This window comes from Amphritea sp. GJ51-11 (assembly GCF_055808735.1).
Map to the genome: position 1 here is coordinate 598,040 of NZ_CM147881.1, position 13,421 is coordinate 611,460.

At 50.1% G+C, this 13,421-nt stretch carries 9 protein-coding genes and 1 pseudogene; 7 read left to right on the forward strand and 3 right to left on the reverse strand.

Going from position 1 to position 13,421, the window contains the following annotated elements; genetic code table 11:
• Positions 1-10 precede the first annotated feature (10 nt).
• The gene (locus AC0L4K_RS02585) at positions 11-925 is read left to right on the forward strand and encodes a LysR family transcriptional regulator (RefSeq protein ID WP_473268082.1); all 915 of its coding nucleotides are present in this window, start codon (positions 11-13) and stop codon (positions 923-925) included.
• Positions 926-1,010: 85 nt separating this feature from the next.
• Here AC0L4K_RS02585 and gatB read toward each other — a convergent pair whose 3' ends face one another.
• The 3 genes from gatB to gatC form a co-directional block, all read right to left on the reverse strand.
• Positions 1,011-2,468: an Asp-tRNA(Asn)/Glu-tRNA(Gln) amidotransferase subunit GatB gene (gatB, locus tag AC0L4K_RS02590; protein WP_473268083.1), complete on the reverse strand. Its 1,458-nt coding sequence runs from the start codon at positions 2,466-2,468 to the stop codon at positions 1,011-1,013.
• A gap of 84 nt (positions 2,469-2,552) precedes the next feature.
• Positions 2,553-4,001 carry an Asp-tRNA(Asn)/Glu-tRNA(Gln) amidotransferase subunit GatA gene (gene gatA / locus AC0L4K_RS02595; RefSeq protein WP_473268084.1) on the reverse strand — a complete coding sequence of 483 codons (1,449 nt, stop codon included), beginning with the start codon at positions 3,999-4,001 and terminating at the stop codon, positions 2,553-2,555.
• 39 nt (positions 4,002-4,040) lie between these two features.
• The gene (gene gatC / locus AC0L4K_RS02600) at positions 4,041-4,328 is read right to left on the reverse strand and encodes an Asp-tRNA(Asn)/Glu-tRNA(Gln) amidotransferase subunit GatC (protein ID WP_126158413.1); all 288 of its coding nucleotides are present in this window, start codon (positions 4,326-4,328) and stop codon (positions 4,041-4,043) included.
• A gap of 156 nt (positions 4,329-4,484) precedes the next feature.
• Between gatC and AC0L4K_RS02605 the strand changes: the two are divergent.
• From AC0L4K_RS02605 to AC0L4K_RS02630, 6 genes and pseudogenes are all read left to right on the forward strand, one after another.
• Positions 4,485-5,529 (forward strand): annotated as a pseudogene (locus AC0L4K_RS02605) (rod shape-determining protein).
• Between the two features lie 79 nt (positions 5,530-5,608).
• A complete protein-coding gene (gene mreC / locus AC0L4K_RS02610; protein ID WP_473269197.1) occupies positions 5,609-6,514 on the forward strand; it encodes a rod shape-determining protein MreC in 906 nt (301 codons plus the stop codon).
• Positions 6,507-6,992, forward strand: coding sequence for a rod shape-determining protein MreD (gene mreD, locus AC0L4K_RS02615; RefSeq protein ID WP_417224792.1), 486 nt, complete (start codon positions 6,507-6,509; stop codon positions 6,990-6,992). The genes mreC and mreD overlap by 8 nt, the downstream gene beginning before the upstream one ends.
• 60 nt (positions 6,993-7,052) lie before the next feature.
• The gene (locus tag AC0L4K_RS02620; protein ID WP_417224790.1) at positions 7,053-7,682 is read left to right on the forward strand and encodes a Maf family protein; all 630 of its coding nucleotides are present in this window, start codon (positions 7,053-7,055) and stop codon (positions 7,680-7,682) included.
• 182 nt (positions 7,683-7,864) lie between these two features.
• The gene (gene rng / locus AC0L4K_RS02625; protein WP_417224788.1) at positions 7,865-9,346 is read left to right on the forward strand and encodes a ribonuclease G; all 1,482 of its coding nucleotides are present in this window, start codon (positions 7,865-7,867) and stop codon (positions 9,344-9,346) included.
• Between the two features lie 2 nt (positions 9,347-9,348).
• Positions 9,349-13,413: a YhdP family phospholipid transporter gene (locus AC0L4K_RS02630; protein WP_473268085.1), complete on the forward strand. Its 4,065-nt coding sequence runs from the start codon at positions 9,349-9,351 to the stop codon at positions 13,411-13,413.
• The last annotated feature ends 8 nt before the right edge of the window (positions 13,414-13,421 follow it).

Sequence of the window (13,421 nt, forward strand, 5' to 3'; positions counted from 1 at the left end):
TTTGGTATATATGAACAATATCTCGTGGCGCGGTATTCGTGCCTTTATCTATGTCGCCGAGTCAGGTGGTTTTACGGCGGCGGCTGAGGTTTCTGGTTTTTCTAAGGCGCATCTGAGCCAATTGGTCTCAGAACTGGAAGCGGTATTGAGTGTGCAGCTGTTGTATCGTACAACGAGGCAGTTGCGGTTGACGGAGATCGGTCAGGGCTATTATGAACGCTGTAAATTGGCGATGCAGCAGTTGGATGCGGCGGCGGAATGGGCTAGTCAATCGACAGACGAGCTGAAAGGTGTGATTCGCATGAATGCGGTGGGTGGCTTGATCGGCGAAGAGCTGTTAGCGCCGCTGGTGATTGATTTTCAACGACAGCATCCGGGGATCTGTGTGGATCTGGATTTTTCCAGTGTACAGGTGGATTTGATCGCTAATCATTATGATCTGGTGATGCGCATGGGTGAGTTACCGGACTCAAGCTTGATTGCTCGTAAGCTGCACCGGGTGACAACGCGTTATGTGGCCAGTCCCGATTTTTTGCAGGGTAATCACCCTATTGAAAATCCAGAAGATCTGAAAACATTGTCATTAATTTGTGGCAGTGTGGATCACTGGACGTTGAGTCGGGGGAGCGAGCGCAGAACCGTGCATGTTGAGCAGGGGATTAAAGTGAGTAGCGGTCGAGTGATGCGGCGAGCGGCACTGGCTGGATTAGGTGTTACGCGGCTTGCCGATGTGTATGTGCAAGCGGATCTCCAGCAGGGTCGATTAGTCGAGGTGTTGCCGGATTGGTCGGAAAATACACAGCTAACACTGTTATGTCCGCCGTTGCGACATCAGTTGAAGCGGGTGAGAGCGTTGAGCGAGTGGCTCAAAGGGCGATTCGAGGATCGTTATCAACAAGCTCTGCAACGAGGCGTTGATCACTAACGGGAGAGGGAGGCGGCATTTAAAGGTAAAAAAACCGGTCGATACGATAATATCGACCGGTTTAGACGCGTGACGGTGAAGTGTGTTAGCCGTTGGCTAATGCATCCAGTTTCTGTTTTAGTAGACCCTGTACTTGGCCAGGGTTAGCTTTGCCCTGAGACGCTTGCATCACCTTACCCATAAAGAAGCCGATCATCTTGCCGCGCTTATCGGGCTCAGCATTCACATACTGATCAACCTGTGGCTGATTAGCGGCGATGACATCATCGACCATCGATTCGATCGCACCACTATCGGTTACCTGTTTCAGGCCTTTGGATTCGATAACCTCATCCGCCGAGCCTTCGCCCGCCCACATCGCTTCGAACACCTGCTTGGCTATTTTGCCGGTAATGGTGTTGTCTTTGATGCGCAATAACAGACCGCCGAGCTGTTCAGCTGAAACCGGTGAATCTTTAATGTCGGTATCATTCTGATTAAGAAGCTTGGACAGTTCGCCCATCACCCAGTTAGCGGCTAGTTTGGCATCGCCTGCAGTGTTGGCGGCGGTTTCAAAATAGTGGCTCAGATCACGATAAGCGGATAGTACCATCGCATCATAATCACTCAGTTTATACTGCTCTAAGAAGCGCGCTTTACGAGCGTCGGGTAACTCTGGCAGCGTCTCACGCAACTGATTGACGTAGTCATCATCGATGACGATCGGCAGTAGGTCAGGGCAGGGGAAGTAACGGTAATCGTTGGCTTCTTCCTTGCTTCGCATTGAGCGAGTTTCATCTTTGTTGGCATCATACAGACGGGTTTCCTGAGTGATATGGCCACCGTCTTCGAGAATATCGATCTGGCGGATAATCTCGCCTTTGATCGCTTTTTCAATAAAGCGGAAAGAGTTGATGTTCTTACTTTCGGTACGGTTACCGAACTCTTCTTCACCCTTATAACGTACCGATACGTTGCAGTCACAACGGAAAGAACCTTCCGCCATGTTGCCGTCACAGATACCGAGGTTGGTAACGATGGCATGAATTTTCTTCACGTAGGCAACGGCTTCTTCGGCGCTGCGCATGTCCGGCTCGGAGACGATCTCTAGCAGTGGTGTGCCCGCGCGGTTAAGATCGATGCCGGTCATGCTAGGGAACTCTTCATGCAGCGATTTACCCGCATCCTCTTCCAAGTGAGCTCGGGTAACTCCGACACGTTTGATGGTGCCATCGTCGAGGGTGATATCCACATAGCCGGTACCAACGATCGGGTGGAACAGTTGGCTGGTTTGATAACCTTTTGGTAGATCGGGATAAAAGTAGTTTTTACGGTCGAACACCGAGGTGTAGCCGATCTCAGCGTCGATCGCTAAGCCAAATAATACCGCCATCCGCAGAGCTTCACCGTTAAATACCGGTAAGGTGCCTGGCAGCGCGAGATCGACCGCGCAGGCTTGAGTGTTTGGCTCGGCACCAAAGGCGGTGCTGGCACCCGAAAATATTTTGGACTTAGTCGCCAGTTGGGCGTGAATCTCAAGCCCGATGACTGCTTCCCATTCCATTATGTAAACCTCTTCTTGCAGCAAACTTACGTTACTGAGTGTAATGGTGCTGCGTTAAATTCTGTTGCGCATTAGGTCAGCAGCTTATTGACCAGGCGTTTGTGTGTGCCAGTCGGTGGCTTGCTGGAACTGATGCGCGGCATTCAGTAAGCGCTCTTCAGCAAAGTAGTTGCCGATCAGTTGCAGGCCTACCGGTAATCCGTTAGCAAAACCGCAGGGAACCGAAATGCCCGGCATACCTGCTAAGTTGAGCGATATGGTGAAAATATCTTCCATATACATGGCAACGGGATCGGAAGTCTTTTCGCCTAGTTTAAAGGCGGGATGCGGGGTGGTTGGCCCCATAATGACATCGACTTCGGACAGCGCGGTAACATAATCCTGCTGAATTAACCGGCGGATCTGTAATGCTTTCTTGTAGTAGGCATCATAGAAGCCTTCTGACAGCGCATAGGTGCCGACCATGATGCGACGCTTAACTTCTTCGCCAAAGCCTTCGCCGCGGCTACGCTTGTACATATCTTCGAGATCGACGGGGTCTTCACAGCGATAACCGTAACGTACGCCATCAAAGCGTGACAGATTGGAAGACGCTTCAGCCGGGGCAATAATATAGTATGCCGGAATCGCCAAATGAGTATTTGGCAGACTGACTTCTTTGACCGTCGCGCCGAGGGCTTCAAATTCACGGATCGCGTTTTGGACCTGAGCGGTGATCTGCGGATCGATCTCGCCGGAGAAAAACTCTTTAGGCAGACCGATCTTTAAACCCTTCAGGGAATCGTTCAGTTTAAGAGTGTAATCCGGTACCGGCTGATCCAAGCTGGTGGAGTCTTTTGGATCGAACCCAGCCATCACATTCAGCATCATGGCGGTATCTTCGGCGGTACGGGCCATTGGGCCGCCTTGATCGAGTGATGAGGCGTAGGCGATCATGCCGTAGCGGGATACGCGGCCGTAGGTCGGCTTCAGTCCGGTAATACCACACAGCGCTGCTGGCTGACGAATTGAACCACCGGTGTCTGAGCCGGTCGCCGCTGGCGTTAGGCCGCCGGCAATCGCTGCCGCAGAGCCGCCGGATGATCCACCGGGAACACAATCGGTATTCCAAGGGTTACGGGCAGGGCCGTAGAAGCTGGACTCATTAGAAGAGCCCATGGCGAACTCATCCATATTGGTTTTACCCAGGCTAACCGCGCCCGCACGATTGAAGTGCTCAATCACGGTGGCGTTGTAAGGCGAGATAAAGTTATCCAGCATCTTTGAGCCGCAACTGGTGCGAACGCCTTCGGTGCAGAAGATATCTTTATGGGCAATGGGCAGCCCGGTAAAGGCATCGGCATTGCCAGCTGCACGACGTTGGTCGGCGGCGTTGGCCTGAGCCAGAGCTTGCTCTGGGGTAACAGTGATAAAGCTGTTTAGTGTGCCGTCTTCGGCACTGATCCGGTCAAGGTAGTTCTGGGTCAGTTCTACACTACTGAATTCACCCGTTGCTAACCCCTGCGCCAGTTCGGCGAGTGTTTTGTCTAACATAACGTTTTTAAATCCTTCAAGCGGATGTCTGGTCCGGCATTACTCGATTACTTTAGGCACCTGAAACAGGCCTGCTTCAACGGCCGGGGCGACGGTTTGAAGATGATCGCGCTGGTTTCCTTCGGTTACCTCATCCAGACGTAAACGCTGAATAGCATCCATGGGATGTGCCATCGGCGTAATATCTTGGGTATCGACGGCTTGCATCTGGTCGACCAGGTCAAGAATATTGCTGAGGTTCTCGGCATATTCTTGAATATCTTGCTCGGCGATATTTAATCTTGCCAGATGAGCGATCTTTTCGACGTCTGTGCGGTCTAACGACATTATTGGATTCTCATTGCTGTGTAATTTGGTCTGATAACTAAATAAAGCGCTACGTTAACACATTTGCAGCTTGCCCAAAATCCCCGCCATTGCTACAGTGGGCCTGTTTTTTTGATCAAGTGAATGTGCAGTCGCACAATCTAAGGCGGACAACCGATGTTTAAGAAGATTCGAGGGATTTTTTCCAGTGACCTTTCCATTGATTTGGGCACTGCCAACACCCTTATTTATGTTCGCGATAAAGACATTGTACTGAACGAGCCGTCCGTTGTTGCTATTCGTCAGAGCAGCAATGGGGCACAGAAAACCGTGGCAGCAGTCGGTACCGATGCGAAACGGATGTTAGGTCGTACGCCGGGTAATATTACCGCTATCCGGCCGATGAAAGATGGTGTTATCGCAGATTTCCATGTTACTGAAAAAATGTTGCAACATTTTATCAGTAAAGTGCATGGCAACAGTTTTTTGACGCCAAGCCCACGGGTCTTGGTGTGTGTTCCCTGTCAATCGACACAGGTTGAGCGCCGAGCAATCAAAGAATCGGCCATGGGTGCCGGTGCGCGTGAAGTATATCTTATTGAAGAACCAATGGCGGCAGCGATTGGTGCGGGCCTGCCCGTTGACAGAAGCGAACGGTTCAATGGTGGTTGATATTGGTGGTGGTACCACTGAGATCGCGATTATCTCTTTGAATGGTATTGTTTACGCTGAATCTGTGCGAGTCGGTGGTGATCGTTTTGATGAAGGTATTGTTACCTACGTTCGACGTAACTACGGCAGCCTGATCGGCGATGCCACTGCTGAGCGGATTAAACAGGAGATAGGTACCGCCTATCCAACTTCTGAAACGCTTGAAATCGACGTGCGTGGTCGTAATCTGGCTGAGGGTATTCCTCGTAGCTTTACGCTCAACAGTAATGAGATTATGGAAGCGTTGCAGGAGCCTCTTTCGGCGATTGTTCAATCCGTCAAGAGCGCTCTGGAACAGTGCCCACCGGAACTGGCCTCTGATATTGCTGAACGCGGTATTGTGCTGACCGGTGGTGGTGCGTTATTGCGTAACCTCGATAAGCTGATCAGTGAAGAAACCGGTCTGCCGGTAATTGTTGCCGATGACCCGCTGACATGTGTTGCTCGTGGTGGTGGCCGTGCCCTAGAGTTGCTAGATAAGCATGCATTTGAACTGCTCACCTTTGAATAAGTCTGACTGATCTGAATGCTTGATTTACCCGATGTAACGGAACAGTTCCACCAGGGGGTGTTCCATCGCTAGTATCTTCATTAGCGGGTCCTTACGGACCCGCTTTGTTGTTCTTGTCGTGTTATCGCTGCTGCTGATTGTATTGGATCTAAAATGGTCCAGCATGCATCAGACACGCTCCTATCTTTCTTTGCTGATCACGCCGTTGCAATGGCTTGTCGACACACCGGCTCAGGTTGCTGATGAACTCAGTGATGTGCTGGTGGATCGTAGTCAGCTGACCGATGAGAACCGTCGTTTACGTCAAGAAGCGTTGCTATTAAAGCAACGGGTGTTACAGGTATCTGCCTTGACCGCAGAGAATGTTCGCCTGAGAGAATTGCTTAATGGTCGGCAGCGACTGGAGCAGGATGTCTTTTTGACCGAGTTGATTGGGGTGAATCCCGATCCGTTCCAGCACCAAATTGTCCTTAATAGGGGATCGGAAGATCACGCTTATGTGGGACAGGCGGTATTAGATTCCGGCGGTATTATGGGCCAGGTGGTCGAAGTAAGTCACTATACCAGCCGGGCGATGTTGATTACCGATTCACGTCACGCCATACCCGTTGAAGTGAACCGTAATGGTTTTCGCTCGATTGCGTTAGGTAATGGCTCGGTGAATCAGCTTGAACTCGTGCATGTGCCTGATACCGCCGATATTCGTGAAGGTGATTTGCTGGTCTCCTCCGGTTTAGGTGGGCGCTTTCCCCGCGGGTATCCGGTAGCGAAGGTGGTGAGTGTGCAGCGAGACCCGGGTGAGCCTTTTGCCCTAGTTAAGGCCGAACCTGCCGCGATGCTGAATAAAAGCCGTCATATTTTGCTGGTGGATATGCCGCCTAAAGCAGATGAATTGCCGGCGGTGGTCGAACCTGTTCATAGTGAAAAGATAAAACCAAAGCCGGAAGATGCTGAATCTGAAACGGCGGAGAGTGCCGGTGAATAATCAGGGCGGTGGCGGCTCGATTATACTAGCGACCTTTTTATTGGGTTATATACTCAGTCAGATGCCGTTGCCGCAATTTGCGGAATGGTTCCGTCCAGAGTGGGTCGCGATGATTTTGATTTACTGGGTTATGGCCTTGCCAGAACGAGTTGGCTTGGGCACGGCTGCGGTGGTCGGATTAGGGTTGGATCTTATCAAGGGCAGCCCAATGGGATTGAATGTTTTATCGCTGTTGATTATTGCCTATCTGACGTTGCTGTTATACAAACGTTTGCGCATGTTTCCGTTGATTCAGCAGGCGATCATGGTGATGATCCTCGTGGGCATTAATCAGCTGATTTTCAATTGGGTGCACAGCTTAATGGGCACTCGCAGCGATAGTCTGATTTTTCTTCTTCCTGCGGTCATGAGCGCTATTTTATGGCCCTGGTTATTTATTGTTCTAAGAGGCTTACGCAGAGCTTTTAGAGTCTCCTAATGCTGGCAGGCCTAGGTGAGTTCAACTGATCAAGGCCGCGTTTTATCCCCGGTGCTACCCATGTCTGAAACTACCTACAATACGCCTGAACTCATATTGGCTTCGGCATCCCCTCGTCGCTTAGAACTGCTGCAACAGATTGGTGTTGTTTGTCAGGTAAAGCCAGTTCATATTCCTGAAGTGCCACAACCCGGAGAATCCCCCGCTGCTTTCGTTGAACGTCTCGCGCGGGAAAAAGCTTGTGCTGGATTAGCATCTACGCTTGCCGGTGAGGTGGTGCTGGGTGCCGATACGGTAGTGGTGAGTAATGGGCAGATTTTGGGTAAGCCTGCCAATAGAGAAGATGCGTTACGTATGCTACAGCAGCTTTCGGGTGCCGAGCATCAAGTAATGACCGCTGTTGCGGTGACAAATCGGGAACGAATTCTCTGTCAGGTAGTCACTACAGATGTACGCTTTCAAATATTAAGCCAAGCTCAATGTGAGCAGTATTGGGATACCGGTGAACCCTGCGATAAGGCAGGAGCCTATGGTATTCAGGGGTTAGGCGCGGTGTTTGTTGCTGCGATTAAGGGGAGTTACTCGGCCGTTGTTGGGTTGCCTTTGACAGAAACAGCCGCATTATTAGCTGCGTTTAGAATTCCGGTGTGGCAGCGCAGCAGTTTAGCGTCTAAAGATGAGTCACTTTAGGTGGGCTGCTGATGTTGATGGTTCGAGTTATTGATCGCTTTTACAACTTATAGCTTTTAGTATTTATATGATGATTTTATAAAGTGTACGGTACTTACCGCTCGAAAAGAGCGTCTATCGCGTTAACGTACCAAGACAGATAATACTACGGAGCCAACTTAACGGTCTCCTAGGGATGGATTATGAGTGAAGAGATTCTGATTAACTTTACCCCGATTGAGACCCGTGTTGCGGTTATCGAGAATGGTATGCCGCAGGAGATCTACGTCGAGCGAGCTGAACGACGTGGTATTGTTGGCAATATCTATAAGGGTAAAGTGGTACGTGTGTTGCCGGGGATGCAGGCAGCCTTTGTTGATATTGGCCTTGAACGGGCCGCGTTTATTCATGTAGATGAACTGCAGCACCCGGATGAAGAGAGTGGTACATCCGGTAAATCAAACCTGACTATTAATCGCTTGTTGCGTGAGGGGCAATCCCTAACGGTGCAAGTTACCAAAGACCCTCTGGGCACTAAAGGCGCTCGCCTGACCACCAACCTTTCTATTCCTTCTCGTTACTTGGTGTATATGCCGGGTAATGAGCATATCGGTATCTCTCAGCGAATCGAAGATAACGAAGAGCGAGAGCGGCTTCGCGCGGCGGTTGAAGAAGTGGTTGCCGGCATGGAAGATCAGAATGCCAAGGTGGGGGGCTTTATTTTACGTACCGTCTCTGAGGGCGTTTCAGAGCCAGAATTGAAGCAAGATATTCTTTTTCTATGCCGGTTATGGGAATCGATCGCCCGTAAAGTGGAAGAATTCGGCGCGCCATCCTGTATTTATGAAGACCTACCTTTGAATATGCGAGCCCTGCGGGATATGGCCCATGCCGGAATCGAGCGTATCCGGGTTGATTCCAAAGAGACCTTTCAACGTTCGCAGCAGTTTGCCGAAGCCTTAGTGCCGGAAATTAGCAGTATTCTTGAATACTACCCCGGTGAACGGCCTATTTTCGATCTCTACAATATCGAAGAGGAGATTCAAAAAGCGCTGGGGCGTAAAGTTGAGTTGAAGTCCGGTGGGTATCTAATTTTTGATCAAACTGAAGCGATGACCACGGTAGATATCAATACCGGGGCATATGTTGGGCATCGAAACTTAGAAGAAACGATTTTTAAAACCAATCTAGAAGCCGCCACGGCGATTGGTCGCCAGCTACGGCTGCGCAATCTAGGCGGCATCATTATTATCGACTTTATCGATATGCTGGATGAAGATCACCAACGCCAAGTGCTACGAACCTTAGAACGGGTGTTGGAAAAAGATCATGTTAAGTGCAAACTAACAGGTGTTTCTGAGTTGGGCTTAGTGGAAATGACCCGCAAACGCACCCGCGAGAGTTTAGAGCATATTCTCTGTGAACCTTGTGAGCATTGTCAGGGCCGGGGATCAGTAAAAACCCCTGAAACTGTCTGTTATGAGATTTTTCGGGAAATTCTGCGACAACATCGGGCCTATGATACCGATTCTTATCTGGTGTTGGCATCCGATCGTGTCGTGGCAATGTTGCTCGATGAGGCATCCGACCATGTGGCTGAACTGGAAGCCTTCATCGCAAAAACAATCCGTTTTCAGGTTGAGCCGATGTATGGTCCTGAACAGTATGATGTGGTGTTAAGATAATAGTGTCATCCATTGTTTGGCTATTAAAGGCGCTGAATCGCTGGTTAGGTTGGGTTGTTGTTATCTCAATACTGGCGATAGCCTTACTCACCGTGGTGGTGCGTTTGTTGCTGCCTGCGGTATGGGATTATCGAGCTGATATTGAACAATATCTGAGTGAACGCTTACGCACTGAAGTGACCATTCGAGCTATTAACGCCAGTTGGGAGGGTAAATTTCCCCGCTTGCTGTTACAAGATGTGGTGATTGCTGATCATCGCTCGCAGAATATTGGTCGGATAGAATTAGGTCAGCTGGTGTTGGGCTTTAACCCCGTTAGTAGCTTGTTACAGTGGCAACCGGTGTTAAGTAAAGTTGAGCTCTGGTCGCTGCATACCCAGGCGAAGCTGGTCAGTTGGCCCCACGCGGCAAAAACGAATACGACGGACGCTACCACAGAAACTTCATCGTCGGATCCATTAGCGACCCTATGGTTGCAACCTCATATATTTTTCTACGATACACAGATCGACCTAACCTTACCCTCTGGTAAGCAAATGTTGTTGCAGAGTGAACGGTTTAATCTAGAAAATAGCTCACATCAGCATCACTTCGCCGGTGAGCTACAGATAACCTATGAACAACGTGAAGCCGCGGCAACCTTAAGAATTGAATCCGATAGCCATCTTATTAATCCTGATACTAATTTTGATTTTTACCTTAAGTTAGCGGGCATCGATACACCGTTAATGGATGCCGCACGGGAGCTGTTCCCGGTTCCTGCGTCACTCGAGCAGTTGGAGTTAAATAGTGAGATCTGGGGTAATTGGTCACAAGGGCGGTTGACGCGGATATTTGGCGATGTGGCCGGAGGGCGGTTACAGTTGCAGACGGATCAGCCATCCTTGGCGGAGCTGTCTATTCAAGACTTAGCCACCGGTTTTGCTTTGCTTCAGCCAGAGAAAGGGCGTTATCAGCTGCAGATAAACAACTTTGCGGCACGTATTAATAATCAGCCACTGAGTCTGCCACAGCTGGTGATTAATCGTCAGCAAAACCGAGTCGAATCGGTCGCATTAAGTGAATTCAATGTAACGGAGATTGCCGCCTTTCTGGAAAATCAGCCGTTTGTACCGGAAGATCTGCGTAATGTGCTAACAACCATAGCGCCAAGCGGAATGATTCATCGTCTGCTACTGCAGTGGCCGCTGTCTTCATCGTCGTTAGCAGCATCAGAGGCTAAGGCTGAAGGGCAGATCGTTGCTACTGCTGTTACTGATATCGCTGTCGATAGCACCGCATCTGAAGCGGTCTCTACCGTAGTAGACTCTTCCCAACCGCTTGCTGAAACGGCCACGCCTGTGGTGTCCGATGATCAGTCTCAGGACTGGACGCAGTTGACGCTGCAAGGGGACTTGGAAGAGGTTGCATTTAAAGGTGCCTATGGGGCACCCGCGATGTCTGGTGTTAGCGGATTACTTCAGCTTCAGTATGGCGTCGATGGACTAGAGGGGCGCATCGACCTGCGCAGCGATCGACTCGGTTTGCACTTTCCTGATGTGTTTGATCAAGGCTGGCTCTTTAGTGAAGCCGAGGGTGTAACTCACTTTAGTCTGGCGCAGAATATTTTGCACCTTAGTAGTGAATACGTTGAGTTACATAAAGAGGGGATTAATGCGAGTGGGCGATGGAGTTTATATCTGCCACTGGACAGAGAGATACAGAGTGAGCTGACACTGCTAATTGGTGTAAAAGACTCCGATGGTCGTTTGGCGCCTGAATTGATTCCCGATCATGAAATTGATCCGGGTATTAAAGCCTGGGTTGCTCAATCGATTAAACAGGGGAGGCTGAATCAGGGGGGCTTTATGCTCCATACTGGCACCCGGAGTATCCCTTCTCGTCAGTCTCCCACGGTGCAGATGTTTATGGATATCGCCAGTGCCGAGGTGGATTATCAATCAGGTTGGCCGGCGGTAAAAGCGGCGGATGCCTCATTACTGTTACGTGATCAAGGGTTAGCGATTAGCGTTAGTCGCGGGCAAATGTACGATAGCCAGGTGGAGCATGGTTGGGTTTATCTGCCACCGGGTTCTCAAGATCTGCACATTATTGCGAGTATCAAAGGTGATAGTGCTGATATCGCGTCGACCCTGTTGAATAGTCCGGTGCTTGAGGGTGGCAATGCCGAGTTAAAAAACTGGGCCCTTAAAGGGCCAGCTCAGACCCGCTTGAAGTTGAAGATCCCGCTGAGTGGTGGTGATCCTGATGTTGATGTCAGTTCTGCATTCACAGCTCTACAGCTCGTTTCAAAGGTGCGCAACTTGGCTATCAGCCAGTTAGCTGGGCAGGTGAATTATCGTAACGATAAGGGCTTATATGCTAAGTCACTCGAGGGCATGTTTTTTGGTCAGCCATTAAAAGCCGACATCATCTCCAGTGGTCAGGGAGCGGCTGAGAAAATTACCGCTCGCTTAAAATCTGCTATCCGTTTGTCTGAGCTAAAGGACTGGACTGGGATTGAGATGTTAGCGTTGGCTGAAGGGGTGCAAACCTACGAAGCTGATCTGGATATCTGTTTACGCTCTGGTTGTTCGGGACTGACGCTGAAGTCTGATTTGCAGCAGACAAAATTAGATCTTATTGCGCCCTATGATAAGCCCGTAGGTAAGGCGTTGCCTTTACTGTTACACACTGACTTTGAATCGCCACAAACCGTGAATATTCGCGCGGGAGATGAGTTGAGTGCTTGGCTGCAGCTTGAGGGTGATCAGTTGAGTCGGGCTAATCTGGTACTGGGGGCCGCAGACGCGCGCCCGAGTGCCTTTGCAGGCTTGAAAGTGAGTGGTCAGCTTAAACAGCTAAATTATGAGCAGTTAATTGGTATGCTTGAACGGGCGGGTATCTTCGGTGATGCGGCAATTAACGCGAAGGACGGCAAGGGTTCTGAACAGCCAGTAATGCCCGTGCAGGCGGATATTGAGGTTGCCGCGCTAAGCTATGACTACCTGCAGATGAGTAACGCACGTATCTTGCTTGAACGACGTCGCGATGGCTGGGATGTTGGGGTATCGGGTGCTGATCTTAATCTGCAGGTGAACCTTCCTGATGACAGTGCTATTGCGCCGCAACTCCTATTTGCCAGCCTTAATCTTGATGGTCTGTTACCAGCGGATAGTGATCAACCGCCCGCGTTGATGCCGGATGACCAGCCATCTATGCCGGGCCGTTTGCAGCCTGGTGATGTGCCGGATCTTGATGTTGAGATTGGCGATCTCAGGGTTAAGGGTAAGCACTGGGGACAGTGGCATTTTAAAGTACGTAACCGCGAGCAGAGCATGTATATCGAGGATATCATTGCTCAACTACCCGACTTTAATGCCCGTGGTGATATTATCTGGCGTCCGGGAGAGGTTAGTCAGAGCGCATTAACTCTGAAGGTTGAAGCAAAAGATCTGAGCCGCACTTTAGAGAATGTTGGCTATGAAAAGGTGCTGCAAACGGAAAAGGTGACCGCTAATATGCAGTTACAATGGCCAGGCGCACCTTGGGAGTATGCTTTAGCCAGTGCTGATGGGGCGCTAACCTTCGATGTTCGTAATGGTCGGTTGATTGAAGCGGGGAGTGGCACGGGCCTTTTGCGAGTGTTTGGTATTCTTAATATGAATGCGCTAGGGCGGCGACTCAAGCTTAATTTTGCGGATCTATTCGCTAAAGGGGTTAGTTTTGATCGTATGCAGGGGGATTATCGGATAGTGGATGGTGTTGCTTCGACAAATACGCCTTTCGTTATGCGCGGCCCTTCGGTTGATATGGCGAGTAGTGGTGATATTGATCTGGTTAATGAGACCGTGAATCAGCAGATGGCGGTAACCTTGCCGGTGACCGATAATATTCCGTTAGCTGCCGTGTTATTAGGTGCGCCGCAGATTGCTGGATTAGCCTTTCTGTTGGATAAGTTGATTGGTGATGAGGTGAAAAAGGAGATTGCCACCGTCACCTATACGATGGAAGGGGACTGGAGCGACCCGAAAGTGGAATTGCTCCTGAGGCCTGATGCGAAACAGAAACAGGATGGTCTTAAATAAAGACTTTA

Bases quoted from the DNA above. Each gene is read 5' to 3' on its own strand.
- gatB (WP_473268083.1), bottom strand. From the start codon at position 2,468: ATGGAATGGGAAGCAGTCATCGGGCTTGAGATTCACGCCCAACTGGCG.
- gatA (WP_473268084.1), bottom strand. From the start codon at position 4,001: ATGTTAGACAAAACACTCGCCGAACTGGCGCAGGGGTTAGCAACGGGT.
- AC0L4K_RS02585 (WP_473268082.1), top strand. From the start codon at position 11: ATGAACAATATCTCGTGGCGCGGTATTCGTGCCTTTATCTATGTCGCC.
- AC0L4K_RS02620 (WP_417224790.1), top strand. From the start codon at position 7,053: ATGTCTGAAACTACCTACAATACGCCTGAACTCATATTGGCTTCGGCA.
- rng (WP_417224788.1), top strand. From the start codon at position 7,865: ATGAGTGAAGAGATTCTGATTAACTTTACCCCGATTGAGACCCGTGTT.
- gatC (WP_126158413.1), bottom strand. From the start codon at position 4,328: ATGTCGTTAGACCGCACAGACGTCGAAAAGATCGCTCATCTGGCAAGA.